Origin of the sequence: Thauera sp. 28, assembly GCF_000310145.2 — a bacterium.
Lineage (GTDB): Bacteria > Pseudomonadota > Gammaproteobacteria > Burkholderiales > Rhodocyclaceae > Thauera > Thauera mechernichensis.
The window spans coordinates 320,415-345,092 of the sequence record NZ_AMXA01000001.1; the positions used below are offsets into that span (position 1 = coordinate 320,415).

A 24,678-nucleotide genomic window follows, 5' to 3' on the forward strand; every position below is an offset into this window, starting at 1 on the left:
GGGGGAAATCTGCGGGCGGTCCTGACACCGTGTTCAAGTACCCGGCCGCCTCTCTGAACAAGGGGCGAAATTGAACGAATGTCAGGAGGCCATCATGGCTAGTCAAAATCTTCTCTCTGTGGGTGCCACTTCCAGCGACACCCCTCACCAGACCTTCAACTTCGACCACCTGCCAGTGCGCACCGTCAACCGCGACGGTGAAATCTGGTTCATCGCAGCGGATGTTTGCGCTGCGCTTGAGATCGTCAGCTCTCGGCAAGCAGTTGGCCGCCTCGATGATGACGAGAAGGGTGTATGCACTGTATCCACCCCCGGCGGTCGGCAGGAAATCATGATCGTCAGCGAGTCCGGCCTATACAGCCTGATCCTGACCAGCCGCAAGGAAGAGGCCAAGCGCTTCAAGCGCTGGATCACTCACGAAGTTTTGCCAGCCATTCGCAAGACTGGCGGGTACGGCAACCAAGACCCTGAGCGCCTCAAGCTGGCGTTTGCTCTTGCCTCCGAAGTGGCTGACCAGGCCGCCCGCACGGTTTTTGAAGCGGTGATGGCGGGTGACGATGGGTGGAAGCACGACCGCTGGATGTTCTCCCTGACCTACGACCGCGACAACAAGCCAACGGTGCCTTGGGCTAAAGCCATTGACCGCGAAGCCATGGTGGTGTCACTGGCTGAATTGCCTCGCCGCCTGCTGGAGCCGAACGGCATGCTGCCCAGCAACAAAGAACTGGCCGAACTGGCTGCGGCGTGCAATCAACGCCTTGCGCAGCGCATGGCGTATGAGGCCAGCAAGGCTTCTGGAACCGGAGTAATGAAGCCTTGACAACCCTGCCCGACAACATCCTGCACCCTCTCAAGGCCAAGATCGTGGGATTCCACGAGGAAGAGAACGAGTACAGCTTCCAAGTGGAATACCCTGATCCGGTCATCTGCCCGAACTGCGCGGTTTACGGCGAGGTGGTGCGCTTTGGCAAGAAGGAGATGAAGTTGCGCGACCTGCCGCTGCATGGACGCTGGGTCACGCTCTGGTTGATCCGGCGCCGCTTCCTCTGCCGGGCCTGCAATGGCACGTTCAGCCCGGCCTTGCCGGAGATGGCCGAGGGCCACCGAATGACCAAACGGCTGTCCGACTACATCATCAAGGCCGCTGTGGGTCGCACCAATAGCGACGTGGGCCGCGAGGTTGGCGTGGATGAGGCGATCATCCGCAAGCTGTTCCGTGATCATGCCGAGGCGCAGAAAGGCCGCTACAAGCCTTCTGCGCCCCGTGTGCTGGGCATTGATGAGCTGTACCTGCAACGCACCTACCGCTGCGTGCTGACCAACATCGAAGAGGAAACCATCATCGACCTGTTGGAGTCGCGCACGAAGCCGCAGGTCACGGCCTACCTGTCACGCCTCAAAGACCGCAAAGACATTGAGATTGTGTGCATGGACATGTGGAACCCCTACCGCGAGGTGGCGAAGGCATTGATGCCTGATGCCGCCATCGTGGTGGACAAGTTCCACATCCAGCGCATGGCCAATGAGGCCATGGAGAAGATCAGGAAGGGCATCAAGGCCGGACTGTCACAGCACCGGCGCCGGGCACTCAAGGGCGACCGAAAGCTGATGCTGATGCGTGAGCATGACCTCAGCCCCATGAACCGCATGGTGGTCGATACGTGGCTCAACCAGTTCCCAGAACTCGGTGCCGCCTACCGTCTCAAGGAAGAGTTCCTGAACATCTGGAATCTGGAAAACGAGTCTGACGCCAAGGAAGAGTACCGGCGCTGGCATTCCAGCCTGACCCCGGAGGAGCGCCCCCAGTGGGCGCCGCTGACCACGGCAATGAGCAACTGGGAGGCGGAAATCTTCGCCTACTTCGGTGACGGAAAGCGCAATACCAATGCCTTCACCGAGTCGATGAACCGGCAAATGAAAGACCTGAACAGGGCCGCACGGAGCATGTCGTTCGAGATGTTCCGGGCCAAGATGCTGTTCTCGGTCGAGCACAGAATGAAGCGCAAGGAAAAGCCTCGCCGGGAATCGCCCTTCACAATGGGCTATGGCGTCCCTACGGACGCTGACCTTGCACGAGAGGCACCCGCCATGGTGGACATGGGGGTGCCTATAGGGAAGCTCTTGGAGCGCTTCTTGGAGCCTCCCATCAACATCACTACACCGCCTTCGGAAGCCGGTTAGAAGTTCCCTTCATCAACCGGCTATTCCGAATACCCGAATTTCTGAGCTGCCTACGCGGCAGTGATCCCGACACTCAGGTCGCGCAATGTGGTCTCACTTTTCTGAGCTGCCTACGCGGCAGTGATCGAAGGTTGAGGACCTCGATCCGACCGCTCTCTTTTCTGAGCTGCCTACGCGGCAGTGATCCATGTCGTCGCTCGCATCCTTTTGACTCGCCCTTTCTGAGCTGCCTACGCGGCAGTGATCCCTCTGCGACTGCATGGCGCCTCGCTGGTAGCTTTCTGAGCTGCCTACGCGGCAGTGATCTCGAACTGTGTTGCCGCCTGCGCTCGCTGTTCATTCTGAGCTGCCTACGCGGCAGTGATCTGGCAATGCTCAACAAGTGAGGGCCGCGACATTTTCTGAGCTGCCTACGCGGCAGTGATCCAGATCACGCAGGACTTGAAGGCGCTCGCCAATTTCTGAGCTGCCTACGCGGCAGTGATCCCATCCACGGACTCGGTCAGTTTTTTGCCAAATTTCTGAGCTGCCTACGCGGCAGTGATCCGCGAGAACCCCCGGCGCAGACGGATTTGCATTTTCTGAGCTGCCTACGCGGCAGTGATCCGGGCCCGGGTGGGGGGAGTAGATTTCTCGTTTTTCTGAGCTGCCTACGCGGCAGTGATCCACGCTGCTCGATCGGGCCTGGGTTCGGCTGTTTTCTGAGCTGCCTACGCGGCAGTGATCTCGGCCAGGGCTTGCAGGGTGGCTTCGGTCATTTTCTGAGCTGCCTACGCGGCAGTGATCCGACTGCGTTTGCGTCGGCTAAGACTGTTACCTTTCTGAGCTGCCTACGCGGCAGTGATCGGCATTGACCCGGCCGGCGTCGGGGGCATCCTTTTCTGAGCTGCCTACGCGGCAGTGATCATCGCGGGTCCTTCCCAGCCCCTTCTCACGCGTTTCTGAGCTGCCTACGCGGCAGTGATCTTCGCGGGCGCGCACGATGGCGGTGCGCAGCTTTTCTGAGCTGCCTACGCGGCAGTGATCGAGCTTCACCCGAAGTTGACGGCAGCCTTGAATTTCTGAGCTGCCTACGCGGCAGTGATCTCGCTGCCGTGCCCGAGCATCTTCCTGAGCAATTTCTGAGCTGCCTACGCGGCAGTGATCCATCCAGTACATGAAATCGCCCGGAGGAAACATTTCTGAGCTGCCTACGCGGCAGTGATCGGAATGGATCGCGGCAAAGAACGATTCCTGCATTTCTGAGCTGCCTACGCGGCAGTGATCTCGGCGATGGTGTCTGCGCGCTGGTCTGCAGCTTTCTGAGCTGCCTACGCGGCAGTGATCGGATGCAGTCAGGGCTGCACCGCGCTGGCGAATTTCTGAGCTGCCTACGCGGCAGTGATCGTATCCGATGCCGCCCCTTTGGGAGCGTGTTCTTTCTGAGCTGCCTACGCGGCAGTGATCGTTCGCCTCGACCAGAGCGCGGGCAACCGGCGTTTCTGAGCTGCCTACGCGGCAGTGATCCCTTGGATACCGAGCGAGGCCGCGACGGATTCTTTCTGAGCTGCCTACGCGGCAGTGATCAACATCAAGGCGGTGCTGCCCGACCCCACTCTTTTCTGAGCTGCCTACGCGGCAGTGATCAGGTTGTAATAGTCGGCGTCGGCGTTCTGATATTTCTGAGCTGCCTACGCGGCAGTGATCCACGGTGGCCGTGCGGCGCAGGGCCTCGTGGCTTTCTGAGCTGCCTACGCGGCAGTGATCTCCATGAACTCGACGTACTTGCCCATCGTGCTTTTCTGAGCTGCCTACGCGGCAGTGATCGTAACCAAAACTGAAGGCCCGAAAGAGTTCGATTTCTGAGCTGCCTACGCGGCAGTGATCATTCCCACCGCCGCCTGACGCGGCACCCACCATTTCTGAGCTGCCTACGCGGCAGTGATCCCCGAGCAGCGCGACAGCACATCGAGCTCTTCTTTCTGAGCTGCCTACGCGGCAGTGATCATCGACAAACCCATGCACCCCAGCCTGGTCAATTTCTGAGCTGCCTACGCGGCAGTGATCCTGGGGGGCGGTGTAGCCGCGCGCGGCGAGGCTTTCTGAGCTGCCTACGCGGCAGTGATCTGGGACACCGCGAAATCTCCGTAGCGCGAAACTTTCTGAGCTGCCTACGCGGCAGTGATCGAGGGCTACGCCACCGGCGCCACCCTCCACGATTTCTGAGCTGCCTACGCGGCAGTGATCGTAGTTCTGTAGTTGCGCCGGTTGTCGAGTAATTTCTGAGCTGCCTACGCGGCAGTGATCTAGACATCTGAAGCAGTAAGAGTCTAATTGTTAAAGAGAAATCATGAAACGGGTGTGTCGCACGCAATTCCTGGCAGGGGTCGTAACGCCTTGATTCCATAGCATCCCTTTCCCGTGCCAGAAAAAAGGGTCTAGAACCACGGAATGGTTGCGCTCGAACTGAGGCCGTAACTGCCGTAGGTGCCCTCGCGTGGCGTCGGTACGGGCTCCACGTGTTCAATGAACAGCCTGAATCGTTGCTCCGTACTGCGGCTGGCGATCTCGATGTAGGGCAGTTCCAGCATCTCCGCCGCGCTGTCTGGAATCGCCGTTCGAGCTGTCTCTGCGTCGATCGATTTGCGGGCCATCAGGCGGCGGCGCAGGCGCTCCGGGCTGCTCTTGGCTTGAACGCGGCGCACGACGCGATGCTGTACTCCGGCCGGCACAGGCTGGACTGAGGTGATCGTGACGTGGTCGCGCATGCCTTGCATCCACCCGATCGCCATGAGCCGATCGAGACTCACACTGTTGCCATGGAGGCGCAGCCGCTGTCCGAGCGTTCGCTTGCCCAGCATGACTTCGGGGAAACTGACGCCGATGTCTTGTCCGCCGTGATCGACCAGCCCCCGGTGCAGCTTGGCGAACAGGGCGTTCATCAGGGTCGTTGCCGGAAACTCCGGGTCCGGTAGCACGGTGATGTCGATGTAGTGGTCCATGTTCAGCCCGCCTCGCCAAAGACCCCGCCGCGCACCAAGGTGGCAATGACGAAGTGCTGCTGCTCCACGGGCGGGGTCTGGTCCTTGATGATCCAGTTGTCGAGCAGGTTGTAGAAGTCGAGCTTCTGTTTGGGCTGGCGGTAGGCCTTGCCCTGGGTGGTGACGGAGCCGTAGGGTTCGATGGCAATCGGCCCCATTTCGTCGGCGCCTTCGTACCAGGTGTCGATGGTGCGCAGGGCGTTGCCGATCTTCTGGGAGTGGATGCCGGCGATGTTGCTGACATGGTAGAGCGTCTTGCTCTTGTCGCCACGGCCACGGTCGAGGATGAGCTCCTGCGACGGGAAGACTTCCTGCCCGGCGCCGATGCGGACGAAGGCGGTGACTTGCAGCAGCACGTGTTGCTGCCCAGCCAGGCCATCGGTGATCAGGCGGGCGAGGCTATCGAGCGCGCCAGTGGCTTCGGCGGGGGCGTTGAAGCTGCGCAGCGGGAGCGCCAGGGCATCGAAGGTCCAGGTGTCCTGTGGTGCACCGCTCACCAGATGGGCGATCCGCACTTCCACCTGCTCCGCGCCGATGCGGTTGCGCCACAGGAAGCGGCCGTTGGCGAGGTTGAAGGCGTAGCGCCGGCCGAGTTCGCCGAAGCCCTGCGTATCTGCGTAGCCGCGCACGGTGTCGAGCAGCTTGTTCAGGTACTCCGCGTCATTGCACGCGGACGGCTTGCCGGTACCACCCAGTACGCGCAGCGTGAACACCATCTTCAAGGTGTCGGCGCTACTGGGTAGTGCGGCGACATCGACGGTTTGCAGGTTGGGGTTTTCGATTGCGGCGTCGAGCTTCGCGGGATCCTGATCCTTGGTCTTCAGCCGGTTGGAGATGGTGCCGCGCACGGACTTCTCGCGGATCGACACGGCGTGCCAGTCGTTGGCGGTGTCACGTTGATCCCAGTTGCCGGCGTAGAACAGGGCGTCGGACGGGTCGAGTTTGCGTTCGAAGGCGAGCACGGAAGCGGTCTTGAGCGTCATGGTCTGGATTCCTTTCAGTTGAGGTTCTGCGATTCAGGCGGACTGCAGGGATGCGAAGTCGTTGTGGCAGCGGTACAGGCCCGCGGCCGGGTCGGTGCTGGCGTACCAAAGGAGTTGCTCGGCGTTGTCCAGGCGGTGCGGGCTGACCCACTGGCCGATGGAGTACAGGCTTTCGACGAAACGGAAGGGCGTGTCGTGGTCGCGCGCGCTTTGGACTTCGCCCGCAGGCAACAGCTCGGACAGCGCGCCAAAGCCGACGGGGATGGGCACGATCCAGCCCGGCCGTGGCTCGGGTTTCCACTCGACCTTTACCGTTGTGGCGGATGCGCCATCGGATTCAGTGTCTGGCCGAACCGGCCGCCAGTTGAAGCGCGACAGATCGAGCAGGGCATCCAGCGCGGTCGTCTCCGGTGCGGCTGCGCGCAGTTGATCGAGGCGCGCATGCAGCAGATCGTCCCGGCACACCAGTGCGAAGCCCGGCAGCCAGTGGCGGCGCAGATGGCGGAAGCGGCGGCGAACGTCCTCGGCATCGTCGCCGAAGCGCAGCACCGCCGGGCGACTGCGCCAGTCGCTGCTGGGCAGCACGCTGCCGCCCGCGATGCGCATGCCGGCCAGTTCATGGGCGACGGTTTGGGCGATGGCGTCGTGCGCGCGTTCGTCGAGTTCGACGAAGCCGCCGCTGATGCCGAAGATCAGCGTGATCTCCATGTGCATGCGGCCTTCCTCGACGATGGCCGCGCTGCCACCGTCCTTGCCCACCGGGTTGCGCGTCAGGCGAAAGGCCTTCACATAGCCGCCCTCGGTGACCTGTTCATCGAAGTCATGGCAGATCACGCCGACACTGTCGAAGGCAAGCGGCAAGTCGTGCGGTTCCAGCTTGCGGGCGAGCGCCCACATCAGGCCGAGGAAGGCCGTCATCGAGGGGAAACCGTGAGTCAGCGGGCTGGAGATGGCGTTGGCGTTCTGCACGCGCAGGCGCGGCAGGATCAGCAGGCCGTCGCTATGGGGCAAGGTATTCATTGCACGGCCTCCCGCACCGGAATGTAGGTCGGCGCATCGCCCTGAATCCGGAGTGTGTGCAACTTGCCGGCCCAAGCTGTGTGGAGCAGCAACTCGTCGCGCCAGTGGCGGCCCTCGATATCGCCGAGTGGCAAGCTCTGCCCGAGTTCGTGGTTCAGCCAGTTGCCGAAGCGGCGACCGAGCTCGGCGGGCCAGTCCATGCGTTGCCAGGCTGCGCCGAATTCCGTGTCAGTCTCTTCGTCGGTTTCCGCGCGACCGGGATCCAGCCAGAGCCGTTCGGCTTCGACCAGGCGACAATCCGTATCGCGCGTCCAACCGGCCGGCAGGGTGGCTTGCAGGGGATGGGCGAAGTCGACCAGTTCGTCGATCAGCCGATCGAGCAGGGCATCACGGCGGTTGCGGGTTTCCATGGTTGAGGGCGGGTCGCTCTCGAGGAAATCACGCAGGACGCGCACCGTGGCCCGCACTTCCCGAATCCCGCCGAACCGGGGGAAAACCGATTCGGTGAACAGCGGCGCTTTCAATGCACGCGTCTTCCACTTGGGCGGACGCGAGGCCAGCAGGTAATTGTTGCCCCCGCGTTCGCTGTTCAACTGGCTGATGTTCTGCGGTTTGGTGCCACCGAACTTCTGCACGGCGAGATCGGGATACTCGCGGTAGCCGGTGTCGTGGTCGCGTTGCGCGTAACGTGCCTGTCGCGCGAGCTTGCCGGCCTCGCCGAAACGGTCCTCGTTGATGGTCTGGAAGACGGCGTGGGCCAGCGCGCTCGAATACAGCGGCGCGAGCAGGTGATACTGAGCGTCGTCGGCGGGGTCTTCACCCGCCAGCCAGTAGAGCTGCTTGGCCAGGGCGTGCGAACTCGGCGTGGCGCTGCGTGGGGCGGTGATGCCGGTGAACGCGGTCAACCATTCGCTTGCCTGATCGGCGTCGTCACTGAGTGCCCCGAGCATGTCGGGATCGCCGTCCTGCATCCAGGCGAGCAGGGGACGCCCGTCCAGCGGCAGTTTCAGCAGCTTGAAAACGTCCAGCGCGGCTGCGTTGCCGACCACATCACTGCTGAAGTCCTGACCCAGGACGTGGCTGCCGACTTCCCGGTGCGCGGGCAACTCGTTGGGCGCGCGGAAGAGGTTGGTGCCGCGGGCGTCGGGGTGGATGGGCTTGAGCGTGTGGGTGACGATCTGGATTTGTGCCACACGCCGTGCGGCGTCGGCCAGCCAGGTCTCGCGAGCGTGCTGAGCAATCAGCTCATCACGTTTCGGGTCGTCGGGCGGAAGCTTGTCCAGCTTCGCGTCGAGGCGCTCCTTGAGGAAGTGCTCGATGGCGTTGCGGAAAGCGGCCCGGCGTTCGGTGGAAGTGCTAGGCATGGGATTCTCACGTAGGTAAGAAGAACGTAGAATCCCCGGAGCAGTGCTCCGGGGAGTGGTGAGTCGTTGCGTTTCACCCTAATAAGGTCATGCGATGGTCAATCACATCTCGAACCTCCTTCCTGCGACAGATCCCGTAGGTGGGGCCACCTTGCTTGGCTGTGGCGCTGCACGCCCCTTTGAGACTGCCATCTCTCAGGGGCATCTGATTTTTTTAACCTATTCATCGTTAGATGAGTAAGTAACAGAAAGTGGTGTTTGTGAGGCGGAGTCTAGGCTCTCTGCTAGACTTCCGCAACTGCAGAAATGCAGCTCAGAAATATTCGTCGCTCGATGCCTGAGCAACGTTAACTGCCGGACAGGCAGCAGCTACTGTGAAACCGTCAGCTTTGCTACGTTGTTACCGAGCCACAATCGAGCAGTTGGTGCTTGACCATCACGCCACCAACCCGCGGGTGTTCGGCTCGGTGCTACGCGGTACTGATAAGGAAGGTAGCGATCTCGACCTACTGGTCGATCCACTCCCCGGGGCGACGCTCTTCGATCTGGGAGGGCTGCAGGAGGCGCTGGTCGAGATGCTTGGCATTCCGGTAGACGTAGTAACGCCGGGTGATCTTCCGGTGCAGATTCGGCAGCGCGTGCTATCCGAGGCCCGACCCTTGTGACCGGGGTTGCCCCTGCGGCGGCGGCCCTGCTGTGCCTTCCCGACGGTGACCAAACCGTGTCGCCACCCATCAACGATTCCTTGTAAACCCCAGTGCCGGATGAAACCGCCAGCCCTGCGGGTTTTCGGGTAGCGTCACCGTGCCGTAGCGCTCGGCGCATGCCTCCAGCGTCATGTCCCGTTCCTCGGCCAGCGCAGTCAGTTCTGTCATGTAGTCGGTGACGCCCCACGGCGTCATGCGTGTGCCGGTCACCTGCGCATCGTCGATGCGGTGGTTCATGCCATCCTCGATCTTCACGTACAGCTTGCTATAGCGCGCCTCCGCGGGCGCAACGCGATGGAGGGCGTAGTCCTCGCCTTCTTCGTCAGGCAGCAGGACGATGTCCACCTTGGGTTGGAGGTCGTAGCGGAAGGGCTGTTGCTGGGGCAGAACCGCTGTCAGCGAGATGCCGGGCCGCAGCCAGTGAGTGGTGGCGTTGATCGGTGGAGCCGGGCGGGCACCTTTGCGCCGTTTGTAGTCGCTGAGTTCGGCCTCGCCGGTCTGCGGGCGCATCTGGTAGCGGATGCGTGCATGTTCGAGATCCACCAATCTCGCCGTTGGCTGCAGCGCTTCGTCCGGCTTGGGCAGGATGCGTGGGCGGGCGTCGATGACCTCGCGTTGTTCGGCTTCGAGCAAGTCCGTGAGCGAATGGGACTGCAGCTTGAAGCGGGGTTCGGGCGTCTCGAAACCGGGCTTGCAGTAGGCGGGTTCGCCGGGGTGCTCGAAGTGGCGCAGGTTGCTGTCCAGCACCATGAGGTTGGGCGTGTCTACCGCGCCCGGGCGGTGGCGGCGGATGCGGCCGGCGAGCTGGATCAGTGAGCGCATCGAAGACGGTTCGACCACTGCCCAGTCGTAATCGTGGTCGCGCCCGACTTCGGTAACCGGGCTGCCAAGCACGATGAAGAGGTGGTCGGTCTCCGGGTTGGCGTCGAGACGGCTACGGATCTCAGGTAGCGCGAAGACGGCGTCGGCCGTGCGGCGGTTGAGCGCGGCGTCCAGGCGGTGTTCGATGGCCGAGCGGATCAGCAGCGGATATTGCGAGTGGTACGTGCACAGGTGTATCCGGGCGTCGTCCGGTGCGCCGAGGGCGTAGAGGGCCAGCGCGACGTCGACTAGCGGGTCGATGTTGGCCATGCGGATCAGGCCGAAGCTGACGCGCTTGCCGGACTGGGGGTCGATGGCGTGGTGCACCGCGTGCAGGTTCAAGGCTGCCTCGCGCATGCTTGTGGCCATGGTGGGGCGCAGCACCTCGCGCGCCTTGCCCGCGAGCGGAAGGGGCAGTAGTTCGGCGCGTCGTCGTGCGGCCTCCTTGGCGAGGCGCGCATGGCGACGTTGGGCGAACGCCAGCTGTTGCGTGGCAAACGCATCGCCTTCGCCGCAGTCATGCCGGGTCTGGTCGAACTCATCCACCCACATGCAGCACACCTCTGGCGCAGCGCCAGGCCGCTCGCCGCGATTGCGCTGGAACCAGCGCCGCCCGTCGAGGTAGGCCTCGAACAGCCCTTGCACCAGTGCCGGTGGCAGGGTGGCGGAGGACAGCAGCACGCGGCTGCCGAGCAGGCCGGCCCAATGCACCAGGCGGCTAAGAGCGGGCAGGTCGTCGATGTCGAAATCGTCCGGTTCGTCCAGCACCAGGTCGCCGCTCATCAGGCGCAGCATCGGCGCGATCTGGCCGCCGCCGCGCTGGCTTTCGGTGGCCGGGGTGAGGTGGTCGATGGTGCAGACGAGCAACGGCGCGGCGATCAGCGCATGGATGCGCGGGTCGTGGGACAGGCGCTGCAGCAAGGGGTGAGTAGTGTTGCCCTCGAACACCACGCCCGCATCCTCCGGCAGCAGGGCCTGGGTGGATGCCGATCCGCTCTGCTCGGCGAGTTGCTCGTAGTGCTCGAACAGTTCGCGGTTGGCGGCCCCTCCGACGCGGATCGCCAGCGCATCGTCGGACAGCTGGAGCTCGTCGCGGAAGGCGCGGCCGGTCTGCAGCGTGAGGGTACGCAGGCCGAGCGCGAAGGCGCAGCGCAGCCCGCGGGACGGGTCGGCGAGCGCGTTCATGATGCGGGCGTTGGCCAGCGTCTTGCCGCAGCCGGTGGAGGCCATGTTGACGATGAAGGCGCCATGGCCGGCGGCGGATTCGCGCATTGCCTCGGCGAGGTCAGCCGCGCGGTCCTGCCAGCGAAAGCGGGCGTCTGCGCTGCGTTTGCGCAAGCCCTTGTGGCGGACGAGCCGTGGCAGGTGATGCTCGAAACTGGGGAGCGCATGGGCGACCATGCCGGCGTGCCGCGCGACGCCGAGCAGGTGTTCGTCGAGCGTCTGATTGAAGGTGCCGGTCTTGCGGTCGGTATTGGCGAACAGTGGATAGGCCGGATTGAGGTCGCTACGCGCGGTCGGGTCGGTGAGGCTGGAGTAGTGGTGATCCGCCAGCATCAGGCCAAGGCGGCCGAGGTGCATCACGTAGGGATCGTGCAGCCAGTCGCGCGCATCCGCGCTTTGCACGATTGCCAGCAGCCGGCGTGCCACGCGTGCGCTGCGCTTGCACCAGGCATCGGTTGTGATCGGAAGGCCGTGGGGGAACCGCCAGTAAGGCTCGATCGCGTCCTTGTTCGCTCCGTCAGAAAGTTCGTTCCAGTTCGCGTCCACCTTCTCCAAGAGGTTGTCCAATTGGGCCGCGCTCAGGTCGGTTACACGTGCCCCCAGCCACTTCCATTGCCCATTGGCATCCTTCGTCGGCATGAGCGGCAAGCGGTGGTGGGTCAGCACCAGCCACGCGACCGCACGCGCAAGCGGGGGTAGGAGGGAGAACGGCTTGTTGTCGCGGGCCTTGGGGTCTTCTCCGTCACGTAACAGCCTCGCGGTCCAGCTCTCGTCATCTTCCGCAGAGGGGGTGATGAGCCGCTCCAGCCATTCGGCGTCGGTGCTGTTGCCGACGAATGCCTGGAACAGACGCAGCGATACCCACTCGTGGCGATACAGGTTGCGTGCTACTGGTCCCGTCGCGGTGAGTCTTTGCTGAAAGGCGAGGCAGGCCTTGCCGAGGTCGTGCAGCAGCGCTGCGAGCGAGGCCAGCAGGTGGATGAGGGTGAGGCTGTGCCAGTCGTTCTCCGACTCGGTGCGCAGTACGTTGCGCCGCGTCATGTTGGTCGGCGTCGCCCCCCGCTCATTGAACTGCCGCGCATCGCCGACGATCCACAGCAGCTCGCTATGATCCTTGCCGCGAATCCAGTGGCAGGCCACGGCCGTGTTCTTGCGCGCGGTCTTGCGCAGCAGACGATAGAGGGTTTCCAGCCCGGCCTGGGTGATGGGCGTCTGCCAGGTGCGATCGCCACGGCGTTCGGCGAACTGGTCGAGGATGCGCCGGGTTTCGGTGAGCGCGTTCTTGGTGCATTGGGAGATGAGTAGCACGTTCATGCGGCGTGCTTCCCGGTTTCAATGGCGATCGCCTTCAGGGTGTCGATCATGAAGTCCAGCGACTCGGTCTGGACCAGGGTCTCGATGCAGTTGTCGCGGAATTCCTGCTCGCTGTCGCCGCGCATCGCGGAGACGAAGGCCTGCGGCAGGATCACCGCGTCCTTGACCAGGTCGGCGGCGTCGAACACCAGCCCGCCGCGTCGTGTCTTGCCGTGCAACACCGCCAGGCCGTGCGGCAGGCCGAGCACCCAGGTAGCGGTGGCGCCCAGCCCATAGGCGAGGTAGTTGCCGTGATCGAGAAAACGGTTGGCCGGGTCGCCGCCGCTGCCGCCCTTGGCGCGGGTGAATTCGCCGTAGTCGGTGGCGTCGCAGGCGAGTTTGAACAGGGTCTTGGTGAGGCGGGCTTCTTCGGTGAGCAGGGCGGTGTTGTCGGGTGCTGCGACGATGGCGCGCCGGGAGGCTTCCAGTGCGGCTTCGAGCCGTTCGCGGGGTACGACGAAATCCGCTTCCGCGAGTCGCGGGTTGTTGATCCAATGTGCCGCGATGCGCGTGAGCCGGGCCTGCTGGATGGCTTTGGCCGCGTTCAGCCGCAGTACGTCGTCGAACCAGAAGCGCACCCAGGCTTGCAGGTACTCCGTCGGGCGGTATTCGCTCTGCGGCGAGAACCACGCGACCTCGAAGTCGACCTCGTTGGCGGTGAACAGCGGTGTGCCGCCTCCGCCACAGAAACCCACCAGCACCCCGGCCTTGGCCAGCTCGCGCATCGCCGCTTGAGTGATCGAGGTGCCGGTGCCGAGCAGCAAAGTGGTGGTGTTGGCGATGGGGATGTTCCAGTACAGCGACTGGTTGCCTTCGTCGGTGACGTACTCGACGCGGCCACCGTTCACAAGGACACGGCAGTGTTCGAGGTAGTAGAGGTTTGCTCGCTTCGAATGCAGGATGGTCTTGAGATCCGAGGGTGTAAGAACATTCATGGCGGCCTCATGATGTTGAGAAACGCGAGTGGCATTGCTGACGAGTATATGAGCATCAGTGTTGGCTGGTAACGCATCGACAAGGCGGATCTTCTACTGAGGTCTATGGAGGTGAGTGGGCATGCCAGTAAGATCTCGCGGCTGGCGCCGCTCCTACAGTGGGGGCAAACGCTGGGGGGTGTTCGCTAGCATGGCTGCGGGAAATGGGTGACGCTTGCGGCAAATGCGCACCGTCGGCCCTTGCGCTATAATCCGCGGCCTTGCGGAGGCGTGGCAGAGCGGTTGAATGCAACGGTCTTGAAAACCGTCAGGGGTTTACGCCCCTCGTGAGTTCGAATCTCACCGCCTCCGCCACCCCCGTTTGCATGGTTCCGGCTCCTGCGCGCCCTTCTGTCGTGCGCACCTCAATCATCAATCGCCCTCCATCGTGCGGGCGAAAGCCGCCCACATCGAGCCTCCCCCTTGGTCGACCGAGCCCCGCGAAGGGAGTGTCGCCGCTTCGCGGGTGGTGTCTCGCGGCGATCGGTAGCGGACGATCAATCCGGTCGCGCAGTTTGATCTTCGGGTGGGACGCTGCTACATCTTTGTCATGAGCTTGGCTGTCGATGCCGCGCAGACCGAATTGATCGTCGGCTTGAGCGTCCGGCCCTTTGCCACCTGTGCCGCTGCAGATTCCACAACCTGGCAGCTTGTGGGCAAGCGGGTGCGGCAGCTTGCGGAGGGGGTAGGCATGGCAACCGATGCGTGCGGACTTTTTCTCGAAGAGGGTCCCGATGCCGTCCTGGTGGTTGATCCGAGGGGGACGGTGCTGTACTGGGGCAGTCGTGCCGAAGAGGTCTTTGGCCACCGCGCGGATGAGGTGGTGGGGCGCGCGCTGAGCGAGATCCTGGTGCCCGCCGACGGTCTCGACGATGAGCGCGGGATGATGCGCGAGGTGCTCGAGAATGGCTACGCCGCGATCGAGTCATTGCGCCGGCGCAAGGATGGTTCGCTCCTCTACGTCTCCATCTTGTGCAGGACGGTGCCGGATGCCTCGGGGCAAGCCGAGCACGTCGTCGTCACCATCAAGGACGTCACCGAGCTCAAGGCCGCCCGTGATGCGAAGCTGATGGATGCGCGCTATCGGAACCTGCTCGAATCCATGCCGGACGGGATCGTGATGATCAATGCGGCCGGGTACATCGTATTCTCGAACAGTCAGGCCGAGGCCATGTTCGGTTATGCCTCGGGCACGCTACACGGGAGGATGGTCGAGTCGCTGTTGCCCGAGCGCTTCCGTGGCGCGCATGTGAGGCATCGCGTCACTTATTTCGGCCAGCTGCGCACGCGTACGATGGGGAGTGGCCTGGAGTTGTTCGGTCTGCGCCAGGATGGTACGGAGTTTCCGGTCGAGATCAGCTTGAGTCCGCTCGCCACGGATGAGGGCGCTTTCGTCATGAGCGCGATCCGCGATGTCAGCGGGCGAAAGAAGGCGGAGCAGAAGTTCCGGGGCTTGCTCGAGTCGGCTCCTGATGCGATGGTCATCGTCGACCGCGCGGGCCGCATCGTGCTGGTCAACACCCAGGCCGAGAGGCTGTTCGGCTACACGCGCACGGAGCTTGCCGACGAGTCGATCGAGATGCTGCTGCCCGAGCGCTACCGGTCGCAACACCCGGGGCACCGCAAGGCCTTCTTCGCCGATCCGCGCGTGCGGCCGATGGGTGTGGGACTTGAGCTGTATGGCAGGCGCAAGAACGGCGACGAGTTTCCGGTCGAGATCAGTCTGAGCCCGCTCGAGACCGAGGATGGGATGCTGGTCTCCAGTGCCATCCGCGACATCACCGAGCGCAAGCGCTTCGAGTGCGCATTGCAGCAGAAGAACGTCGAACTGGCGCGGGCGAACGCGGCCAAGGACCACTTCCTCGCCAACATGAGCCATGAGCTGCGTACCCCGCTCAATGCGATCATCGGCTTCACCGGCACGCTGCTGATGAAGCTTCCGGGCCCACTCAACGAGGCGCAGCACAAGCAGTTGCGCACCGTGCAATCGAGCGCCCAGCATCTGCTTGCACTGATCAACGACCTGCTCGACATTGCGAAGATCGAGGCGGGCAAGATCGAACTCAGCCCCGAGATCATCGATTGCCGGGCGCTCATCGACGATATCGTCGGGACCTTGCGCCCCGAGGCCGAGCGGCGGCACCTGGATCTGAGCGTCGAGGCGCCGCCGGGAGCCTGCCCGCTCAGCACCGACCGGCGTGCGTTCAGCCAGATCGTGATCAACCTCGTGCAGAACGCCATCAAGTTCACCGAGGAAGGCTGCGTGGTCCTGCGCCTGGCGCGGATGCGGGAAGGTGCGGCGGGGGTGGTCGCAGTGACCGTGAGCGACACCGGCATGGGCATCAGCGAGGAGGACCAGACACGCCTGTTCGCGCCCTTCTCGCGCATTACCGCGAAACGCGGCAAGGGCGCCGAGGGGGCCGAGGGTACCGGACTCGGTCTGCACCTTAGCCAGAAGCTTGCAGAGGCGCTGGGCGGGCGGATCATTGTGCAGAGCGCGCCGGGCCGGGGCAGCAGCTTCACACTCGTGCTGCCGGGAGGATGACCATGGCTGCCCGCATCGTCATCGTCGATGACAACGAGGCCAATCTGGAACTGGTCGGCTACCTGCTGGAGGCGGGTGGCCACACCGTACTGCGTGCCGAGGACGGGGAGCAGGCGCTTGCGCTCGTGCATCAGCTGCCCCGCCCGGATCTGGTCATCAGCGACCTGAGGATGCCAGTGATGGACGGCTTCGAGCTGCTCAGCCGGATCCGTCAGGACGCGACCCTGGACGGGCTCCCCGTGATCGCGGTCACCGCGTTCTCGATGGCGGCCGATCGTACACGCGTGATGGATGCGGGCTTCGGCGGCTACTTGTCGAAGCCCATCGTGCCCGAGTCTTTCATCGGCGAGGTTGAGAAGTTCCTGCAGGCCGGGCGGCGCCACGCGGGTTCATCGTCTGGGCCGTAGAGGAGCAGTGAGATGGCGAAGCTTCTGATCATCGATGATCATCCGGCGAATCGCGAGCTGATCGCCACCCTTGCCGGCTACGATGGTCATGAGACCTTCGAGGCTGGCGATGGCGCCGAGGGACTCGCCATCGTGCGGGCCGAGCGCCCGCAACTGGTGATCTGCGACATCCTGATGCCGACGATGGACGGATACGAATTCGTACGTAGGCTGCGCGCGGAGCCGGCGGTTGCCGACACTCAGGTGATGTTCTACACCGCGAACTACCATGAGCGCGAGGCGAGCAAGCTGGCGACGATTCTTGGCGTCTCGCGGATCCTGGCCAAACCCTCCGGCCCCGAGGCGATCCTCGCAGCCATTGACGAGGCTCTCGCGAACGAGCCCAAGGGGGCGGCTGCCGTAGGCACCGACGAGGCGTTCGACCGCGAACACCTGCGGGTGCTGACTGACAAGCTGGCCGAGAAGGCTGCCGAGCTCGAGCGTGCCAACCAGCGCCTCGCGGCGCTCACCGAGCTGAACCTGCAGTTGTCTGCCGAGCGGGATACTTTAGTGCTGCTCAACAAGGTGTGCCAGGGCGCGCGTTCGCTGACGGGAGCGCGCTACGCGATTCTCTGCTTCGAGCACCGCGGCAACGGCCGATCGATTTTTGTGCTCGGTTGCGGCCTGTCGCCGGAGCAGGCACAGGGGCTGCAGGGTCGCAGATTCGACGAGGGGCCGTTTCGGCGCGTGCTCGCCGAGCGCAGGCCCGTGCGCTTCGTCAATGCCGACGGGCGGCCTGAAGGTGTGGGGCTGCCGCGCGATTTCCCTGCCGTGCATTGCGGCGTTGCAGCGCCAATCGCTTCGGCGACCTCGGTGTTCGGCTGGGTCTGCTTGCTGGACAAGCTCGGTGCGTCGGAGTTTACCGCCGAGGACGAATGGATTTCGGGTGCCCATGCGGCCCAGGCCGGCCACATCTACGAGAACTGGAACCTTTACGGCCAGCTCGAGCGGCGGGCCGCTGACCTTGCGGGCGAGGTCGCGACCCGTGAGCGTGCCGAAGGACAATTGCGGCGGGTGCTGCGTGCCCGCAGAGTGATGGCCGAGTGCAACCGCACGCTCGTGCGTGCGACCGACGAGCGCCAGTTGCTTGAGGAAATGTGTGGTTTTCTCGTCGCGCTAGGCAACTACGGCTCGGCCTGGATTGGGATGGCGCGGCATGATCAGGATTGCACGATCGAGACCGTCGCGAGTGCGGGGGACGACACCGGGCAGCTGAACTCGTTCCGCCTCTCGTGGGCCGACAACGAGTTTGGCCGCGGCCCGGCGGGTGAGGCCGTGCGCACCGGCAAGCCTCAGGTGGTGCATGACATCGGCAGCGACCCACGTGTCGTGCGCTGGCGGGCGGTGGCGCTCGAACGTGGCTTCAATGCTGCGGCCGTGCTTCCGCTGGCCCACGAATCCGACAGCTTTGGCGTGCTGTGCATCGTCGCGGCCGAGAAGGATGCTTTCGACGCCGACGAGGTCGAGCTTCTCGTCGAACTCGCCGACGACATCGCCTACGGCATCCGCACCCTGCGCGCGCGCGCTGCCCAGCAACGCATCGAGGCGACGCTCAGGCTGCACAATCGTGCGATCGAGGAGAGTATCAATGCGATCGTCATCAGCGCGGCCGACCAGGCGGCCGACAATCCGATTCTCTACGTGAATCCCGCTTTCACGCTGATGACCGGTTATGGGCCCGATGAGGCGATCGGTCGCAATGCGCGCCTGCTGATCGGTCGCGACTGGGACCAAGCCGACATCGAGCGGCTGCGCGAGGCGGTCCGCTGGGGACGCGATGCCCGCGTCACGCTGCGCTGCTATCGAAAGGACAGCAGCTTGTTCTGGAACGAGATCGCGCTGGCGTCGGTGCGCGATCACGGTGGCCGGGTGACGCACTTCATCGCCATCCTTAATGATCTGACCGAACGCATGCGCTACGAGGAGCAGCTCGAGCAGCAGGCCAATCACGATGCGCTGACCGGCCTTGCGAACCGCAATCTCCTCAACGACCGACTGCAGCAGGCGATTGTCCATGCCGAGCGTAGTGCCTGGGCGGTGGCAGTGATGCTGCTCGACCTGGATCGCTTCAAGCTCGTCAATGACAGTCTCGGCCATACTGTTGGCGACGAGCTGATCTGCGAGGTCGCTCGTCGTCTCGCCGCTTGCGTGCGCCAGGGCGACACGGTGGCGCGGCTGGGTGGGGACGAATTCATGATCGTGCTGCCGGAACTCGGCGCCGAGGATGACGCGGCGACCATCGCGTCCAAGCTGTTGGTGGCCGTGGCGGCGCCGATGAGGCTGTCGGGGCATGACCTGGTTGTCAACGGTAGCCTTGGCGTGTCGCTCTACCCGCGTGATGGTGCGATCGTCCCGACCCTGGTGAAGAATGCCGACGTCGCGATGTACCGCGCCAAGGATCTCGGCGGCAATCGCTTCCAGTTCTACGCACCCGAGATGAACGCGCGCACGCTCGAGCGGCTCGAGCTCGAAAACGGCTTGCGTTACGCACTTGAGCACGACGAACTGGAACTGCACTACCAGCCCAAGGTCGAGCTGCGCACCGGCTGCGTCGTCGGCGCCGAGGCGCTGATCCGTTGGCGCCACCCGTCCCTCGGGCTGATCCCGCCCGGCGACTTCATTCCGCTTGCGGAGGAGACCGGGCTGATCGTACCCGTTGGTGAGTGGGTGATTGCGACCGCGTGCCGGCAACTGCGCGACTGGCGCGAGCAGGGGCTGTGCGATGTGAGCGTCGCGGTGAATGTGTCGGCCCGCCAGTTCCAGCACGAGAACCTCGTCGGTGTGCTCGCAGCGGCGCTGTGCTCGTCCAACGTCGCGCCGAAGCAGCTGCATGTCGAGGTCACCGAAAGCGGTGTGATGCGCAGCCCTGCGGCCACCATCGCCACGCTAAGGGCTCTCAAGGCGCTCGGTGCGCAGATTTCGCTGGACGACTTCGGCACCGGCTACTCGAGCCTCAATTACCTCAAGCGCTTTCCCATCGACAGCATCAAGATCGACCGGACCTTCGTGACCGACCTCATGACCTCAGCCGAGGATGCCGCAATCGCGCTGATGGTGATCTCGCTCGCCCACAGTCTCGGCCAGACGGTGGTTGCCGAAGGGGTCGAGACACGGGCCCAGCTCGACTTCCTGCGCCGCCACAACTGCGATGAAATGCAGGGTTACCTTTTCAGCGCTCCGCTCGAGGCGCACGCCTTTGCCGCACTTGTGCGCGAGGGCCGCCGGCTGGGCTTCGGGTAGAGGAGGATTGACCTTCAAGGGGAACTCCTTTCGCACGTAGACCAAGGTCCTGCCCCGCGACCCATTGGCCCCGAGCCGCCTCCGTTTCATGCTGCGGCACTGCGGCACGGGGCGATCGCGCGATAATCAGCCCTCCCGCACGCCTCGGTCCGCCTGCCATGTCCCGTCTCATCCTGCTCAACAAACCCTACGGCGTGCTGTGCCAGTTCTCCGACGAAGATGGGCGTCGCACGCTGAAGGACTATGTCGCCGTGCCGGGCGTCTATGCGGCGGGCCGGCTCGATACCGACAGCGAGGGCCTGTTGCTGCTGACCGATGACGGCGGGCTGCAGCACCGCATTGCGGATCCTCGCCACAAGTTGCCCAAGACCTACCTCGTACAGGTCGAAGGCGAACCCGACGATGCCGCCCTGGCGCGCTTGCGCGCGGGTGTGGACCTGGGCGACTTCCATACCAGGCCATGTGATGCGCGGCGCGTTGGCGAGCCTGACTGGCTGTGGCCGCGGGAGCCGCCGGTGCGTTTCCGCAAGAGCGTGCCGACAAGCTGGCTCGAGATCGTGCTGCGCGAGGGAAAGAACCGCCAGGTAAGGCGCATGACCGCGAAGGTGGGGTGCCCGACCCTGCGCCTGGTGAGGCTGGCGATCGGGCCGTGGACCCTGGACGGACTGGCGCCGGGGCAGTGGCGCGAGGCGGCAGCCGCCGACTTGCCGCCGCTACCCGGGGCGGGCGGGAGCGCGACGGCGCGGGGCGGGTACGGCAAAGGGGAGCGGGCTGCGGCTCGTCAGCCCATGCAGGGCGCAGGTAAGATGCGGCGCACGATGTCTCGAACGGGGTCCCGAGGATGATGATTCGCCGCTTGCTTGCCCATGCCTGCCTGTCGTTTGTCGCGCTTGTGCCCGGCGCTGCGGCACTGGCGCAGATTGCCATGCCGGTCGCCGAACTGGGCGCGGGCATGTACCGCATCGAGGCCGAGGTTGCGCATACCTTCGAGATGCGCCAGGTCGGCCTGATGAACCGCGAGGCGATGGCCTTGCATCGTGGCATGGTGTTCGTGTTCCCTGAGGATGCGCGGCACTGCATGTGGATGCGCAATACCTTCCTGCCCTTGTCGGTTGCCTTCCTCGACGCCGAGGCCAGGATCATCAACATAGAGGACATGCAGCCACAGACCGAGACCAGCCACTGTGCAGCAGCCCCGGCGCGCTTCGCGCTGGAGATGAACATCGGCTGGTTCGCCGAACGTGGCATCCAGGCGGGCGACGTGCTGCGCGGCTTTGCTGCACTGCCCCCGGCACGCTGAACAGCGGCCTGCCGACGCGGGCCAAGACAGGAATTGGCTGGCTTTCCGGGCTTTTATCGGGCGGCAGATATTGCCGCCGTGCGCCGATAATCCGCACACGTCTTCTCGCGTCCAGGTCCATCCGGGCGGAGCGGGGGGCGGACGGAGCCGGCCGTGGCCGAAGAAAGCGACCTCGAGAAGACAGAAGCCCCCTCACCGCGACGTCTGGAACAGGCACGCGAGGAAGGCCAGGTCCCGCAATCGCGGGAGCTGTCGACCTTTCTCGTCACCGTGACCGGCGCTGCGGCGCTGCTGCTGCTGGGCAACTGGATGGCGACGCGCATCGCAGGGGTCGTGCGCAACGGTTTCGCCTTCGATCGTGCGACGGTGTTCGACCATGTGCTGATGCTCGACGTGCTCAACCGCATGCTCAGCGGAGCCCTGCTGACGTTGATGCCGCTGTTCTTCATCCTGCTGATCGCGGCGGTTGCGGCACCGGTGCTGCTCGGTGGGCTGGTCTTCGCGCCCAAGGCGCTGGGCCCGAACTTCGGGCGCATGAATCCCATCCAGGGCCTGGGCCGCATGTTCTCGGTGCATGGCCTGGCGGAGATGGTGAAAGCCATCCTCAAGTCGCTGGTCGTGGGCGGGGTGGCGTCGCTGGTGCTGTGGATGAACAAGGACCACCTGTTCGACCTCATGGTCGAGCCGCTCGAGGTCGGCATGGCCGACTTCTCCAGCATCGTGGCTTTTGCCGCGCTGTTGATCGCGCTCAGCCTGGGCCTGCTGGCGCTCATGGACGTGCCTTTCCAGCTCTGGCAGTACCAGAAGAAGCTGCGCATGACCAAGGAAGAGGTCAAGCGCGAGAACAAGGAGCAGGAGGGCGACCCGATGGTCAAGGGCCGCATCCGTGCCTTGCAGCGCGAGATGGCGCGCAGGCGCATGATGACCGAGGTGCCCAAGGCCGATGTGGTGGTCACCAACCCGACGCACTTCTCGGTTGCGCTGCGTTACGACGCCGAGCGCATGGGGGCGCCGGTGGTAGTCGCCAAGGGGCGTGGCGAGCTGGCGCTGAAGATCCGCGAGATTGCCGCCGAACATGGCGTGCCGATGCTCGAGGCGCCGCCGCTGGCACGTGCGCTGTACGCCCATTGCGAACTCGAAGCCTCCATCCCGGCCGCGCTGTACACCGCGGTGGCCGAGGTGATGGCCTATGTGTACCAGCTCGACGCCTGGATCAAGCAGGGTGGCCTGCCGCCGGCCGTGCCGGCTGCGCTGCCGGTTCCGGCCGGCATGGATCCCGGCGTGCCTGGGGAATGAACGCCTGACTTATGCCCATGAACGACATCCTGAATCTGCGCCAGCTGCTGACTTCGGCCAACCTGCGCCAGCTTGCCGCGCCAATCCTCATCGTCATGATCCTGTCGATGATGGTGCTGCCGCTGCCGGTGTTCCTGCTCGACGTGTTCTTCACCTTCAACATCGCGATCTCGGTGATGGTGATGCTGGTGGCGATGTACTCCAAGCGCCCGCTGGATTTCTCGGTATTCCCCACGGTGCTGCTCGTCACCACCTTGCTGCGCCTGGCGCTGAACGTAGCGTCCACCCGCATCGTGCTGCTCGAAGGCCACGGTGGCGGCGACGCGGCAGGCAAGGTGATCGAGGCCTTCGGCAGCTTCCTGGTGGGCGGCAATACGGCGGTTGGCCTGGTGGTGTTCGTGATCCTCACCATCATCAACTTCGTGGTGATCACCAAGGGTGCGGGGCGTATCGCGGAAGTGTCGGCGCGCTTCACCCTGGATGCGATGCCCGGCAAGCAGATGGCGATCGACGCCGATCTCAACGCCGGCCTCATCGACGAAAAGGAGGCCAAGCGCAGGCGCAAGGAGATCGCCCAGGAGGCGGACTTCTATGGTGCGATGGACGGTGCCTCCAAGTTCGTGCGCGGTGACGCCATTGCCGGCATCATCATCCTGGTGATCAACATCCTCGGCGGCCTCTTCGTCGGCGTCATGCAGCACGAGATGGCGGTGGGCGAGGCGGGGCGCACCTACACCCTGCTCACCATCGGCGACGGGCTGGTGGCGCAGATTCCGGCGCTGATCATCTCGGTGGCCGCCGGCCTGGTGGTGTCGCGCGTCGGTGACGAGGGCGACATTGGTGGGCTGGTCATTGCGCAGGTGTTCTCCAACCCCACGGTGATGACCCTGACCGCCATCATCATCGGCGTGCTCGGCCTGATCCCGGGCATGCCCAACCTGGTCTTCCTGCTGATTGCGGCCTGCCTCGGGGCGCTGGCGTGGCTGCGCCGGCAGCGCGTTGCCGAGGAGGTAGCGGCAGCACGGCCCGAGTCCGAGGCGCCCGTGCAGCAGCCTCAGGCCGATGCGCTGGAGGCGAGCTGGAACGACGTCTCGCAGGTGGACGTGCTCGGCCTCGAGGTTGGCTACCGCCTGATTCCGATGGTGGACAAGGGCCAGGACGGCGAGCTGCTCAAGCGTATCCGCGGCCTGCGCAAGAAGTTTGCCCAGGAGGTCGGGTTCCTGTCCTCGCCGGTGCATATCCGCGACAACCTGGAGCTCAAGCCCAACGGCTACCGCATCGCGCTCAAGGGCGTCGAGGTCGGTGCTGGCGAGGCCTATCCAGGCCAGTTCCTCGCCATCAACCCGGGGCGGGTGTCCGGCCCGCTGGCCGGGCGCGAGACGACCGATCCCGCGTTCGGCCTGCCCGCGGTGTGGATCGACACGGCTACGCGTGACCAGGCGCATGCCCTGGGCTATACGGTGGTCGACGCGAGCACGGTGGTGGCCACCCACCTCAACCATGTCATCCTCAACCATGCTGCCGAACTCCTCGGTCGCCAGGAAACGCAGGCGCTGCTCGATCACGTGGGCAAGGATTCGCCCAAGCTCATCGAGGATCTCGTGCCGAAGACGCTGGCGATCGGTACCCTGCAGCGCGTGCTGCAGAACCTGCTCGAGGAAGGCGTCAACATCCGCGACATGCGCAGCATCATCGAGGTGCTGGCCGAGCATGCACCGCGTACCCAGGACCCGTTGCAGCTCACCACCCGCGTGCGCGAGGCGCTTGGGCGCGCGATCATCCAGAGCCTCTTCCCGGGCAATGGCGAAGTCCAGGTCATGGCGCTGGAGCCTGGGCTGGAGCGCATCCTGCTGCAGGCCATGAGCGTGGGCAGCGAAGGCGGGGCGATCGAACCCGGGCTGGCCGACACCCTGCTGCGCCAGACCGCGCAGATCGCCCAGCGCCAGGAGGACATCGGCCTGCCGCCGGTGCTGCTGGTGCCCTCGCAGTTGCGCACGCTGCTGTCGCGCTTCCTGCGCCGTGCGGTGCCCAGCCTCAAGGTCATCTCCAACTCCGAGGTGCCCGAGAGCCGCACCATCCGCGTTACCGCCATGGTGGGGGCGCAGGGCTGACCGCAGGCGCGCGCCAGGGTATCGCGCGGCGCGCGCAGTGAGGTCCGAATAGA

The 24,678-nt window shown here is 64.4% G+C and carries 16 protein-coding genes, 1 tRNA gene and 1 CRISPR repeat array; of the genes, 11 read left to right on the top strand and 6 right to left on the bottom strand.

What is annotated here, in order from left to right:
- Positions 1 to 94: 94 nt before the first annotated feature.
- Together C662_RS19730 and C662_RS01450 are read left to right on the top strand one after the other, a co-directional pair.
- Positions 95 to 820 (top strand): BRO-N domain-containing protein, encoded by a 726-nt coding sequence (locus C662_RS19730; RefSeq protein WP_081333255.1) that lies wholly within the window; start codon positions 95 to 97, stop codon positions 818 to 820.
- A complete protein-coding gene (locus tag C662_RS01450) occupies positions 817 to 2,181 on the top strand; it encodes an ISL3 family transposase (protein WP_002923956.1) in 1,365 nt (454 codons plus the stop codon). Before C662_RS19730 ends, C662_RS01450 begins: the two co-directional genes overlap by 4 nt.
- Before the next feature lie 38 nt (positions 2,182 to 2,219).
- Positions 2,220 to 4,467: a CRISPR direct-repeat array (repeat unit 28 nt; unit sequence TTTCTGAGCTGCCTACGCGGCAGTGATC).
- Between the two features lie 131 nt (positions 4,468 to 4,598).
- On the opposite strand, the gene cas6f is transcribed toward C662_RS01450, so the two are convergent.
- Genes cas6f through csy1 form a run of 4 tightly spaced genes read right to left on the bottom strand, consistent with a single transcriptional unit; the run spans position 4,599 to position 8,568 of the window.
- Positions 4,599 to 5,162, bottom strand: coding sequence for a type I-F CRISPR-associated endoribonuclease Cas6/Csy4 (gene cas6f / locus C662_RS01455; protein ID WP_002923958.1), 564 nt, complete (start codon positions 5,160 to 5,162; stop codon positions 4,599 to 4,601).
- Between the two features lie 2 nt (positions 5,163 to 5,164).
- The gene (gene csy3, locus C662_RS01460; protein ID WP_002923965.1) at positions 5,165 to 6,184 is read right to left on the bottom strand and encodes a type I-F CRISPR-associated protein Csy3; all 1,020 of its coding nucleotides are present in this window, start codon (positions 6,182 to 6,184) and stop codon (positions 5,165 to 5,167) included.
- A gap of 33 nt (positions 6,185 to 6,217) precedes the next feature.
- Entirely contained in the window at positions 6,218 to 7,204 is a 987-nt protein-coding gene (csy2, locus tag C662_RS01465; RefSeq protein WP_002923967.1) for a type I-F CRISPR-associated protein Csy2, read from the bottom strand.
- Positions 7,201 to 8,568 (bottom strand): type I-F CRISPR-associated protein Csy1, encoded by a 1,368-nt coding sequence (gene csy1 / locus C662_RS01470; protein WP_002923969.1) that lies wholly within the window; start codon positions 8,566 to 8,568, stop codon positions 7,201 to 7,203. Before csy1 ends, csy2 begins: the two co-directional genes overlap by 4 nt.
- Positions 8,569 to 8,993: 425 nt before the next feature.
- Between csy1 and C662_RS01475 the strand changes: the two genes are divergently transcribed.
- The gene (locus tag C662_RS01475; RefSeq protein ID WP_232433192.1) at positions 8,994 to 9,233 is read left to right on the top strand and encodes a nucleotidyltransferase family protein; all 240 of its coding nucleotides are present in this window, start codon (positions 8,994 to 8,996) and stop codon (positions 9,231 to 9,233) included.
- Between the two features lie 69 nt (positions 9,234 to 9,302).
- On the opposite strand, the gene cas3f is transcribed toward C662_RS01475, so the two are convergent.
- Together cas3f and cas1f are read right to left on the bottom strand one after the other, a co-directional pair.
- A complete protein-coding gene (gene cas3f / locus C662_RS01480; RefSeq protein WP_002923978.1) occupies positions 9,303 to 12,674 on the bottom strand; it encodes a type I-F CRISPR-associated helicase Cas3f in 3,372 nt (1,123 codons plus the stop codon).
- Positions 12,671 to 13,648: a type I-F CRISPR-associated endonuclease Cas1f gene (gene cas1f, locus C662_RS01485; RefSeq protein WP_002923981.1), complete on the bottom strand. Its 978-nt coding sequence runs from the start codon at positions 13,646 to 13,648 to the stop codon at positions 12,671 to 12,673. The genes cas3f and cas1f overlap by 4 nt, the downstream gene beginning before the upstream one ends.
- A gap of 264 nt (positions 13,649 to 13,912) precedes the next feature.
- On the opposite strand from cas1f, the gene C662_RS01490 reads away from it, so the two are divergent.
- From C662_RS01490 to flhA, 8 genes are all read left to right on the top strand, one after another.
- Positions 13,913 to 14,002, top strand: a tRNA-Ser gene (locus C662_RS01490).
- Between the two features lie 376 nt (positions 14,003 to 14,378).
- Complete coding sequence (locus tag C662_RS01495; RefSeq protein ID WP_037983965.1) at positions 14,379 to 16,232, top strand: PAS domain S-box protein; 1,854 nt, start codon at positions 14,379 to 14,381, stop codon at positions 16,230 to 16,232.
- A gap of 2 nt (positions 16,233 to 16,234) precedes the next feature.
- Positions 16,235 to 16,639: a response regulator gene (locus C662_RS01500; protein WP_002923988.1), complete on the top strand. Its 405-nt coding sequence runs from the start codon at positions 16,235 to 16,237 to the stop codon at positions 16,637 to 16,639.
- 12 nt (positions 16,640 to 16,651) lie between these two features.
- Positions 16,652 to 19,918 carry an EAL domain-containing protein gene (locus tag C662_RS01505; RefSeq protein ID WP_002923992.1) on the top strand — a complete coding sequence of 1,089 codons (3,267 nt, stop codon included), beginning with the start codon at positions 16,652 to 16,654 and terminating at the stop codon, positions 19,916 to 19,918.
- Positions 19,919 to 20,076: 158 nt separating this feature from the next.
- A complete protein-coding gene (locus C662_RS01510; protein ID WP_002923993.1) occupies positions 20,077 to 20,763 on the top strand; it encodes a pseudouridine synthase in 687 nt (228 codons plus the stop codon).
- Positions 20,760 to 21,218, top strand: a complete 459-nt coding sequence (locus C662_RS01515) for a DUF192 domain-containing protein (protein ID WP_002923995.1) — start codon at positions 20,760 to 20,762, stop codon at positions 21,216 to 21,218. Before C662_RS01510 ends, C662_RS01515 begins: the two co-directional genes overlap by 4 nt.
- A 153-nt stretch (positions 21,219 to 21,371) precedes the next feature.
- The gene (flhB, locus tag C662_RS01520; protein ID WP_002923996.1) at positions 21,372 to 22,514 is read left to right on the top strand and encodes a flagellar biosynthesis protein FlhB; all 1,143 of its coding nucleotides are present in this window, start codon (positions 21,372 to 21,374) and stop codon (positions 22,512 to 22,514) included.
- Positions 22,515 to 22,531: 17 nt separating this feature from the next.
- Positions 22,532 to 24,625 (top strand): flagellar biosynthesis protein FlhA, encoded by a 2,094-nt coding sequence (flhA, locus tag C662_RS01525; protein ID WP_002923998.1) that lies wholly within the window; start codon positions 22,532 to 22,534, stop codon positions 24,623 to 24,625.
- The last annotated feature ends 53 nt before the right edge of the window (positions 24,626 to 24,678 follow it).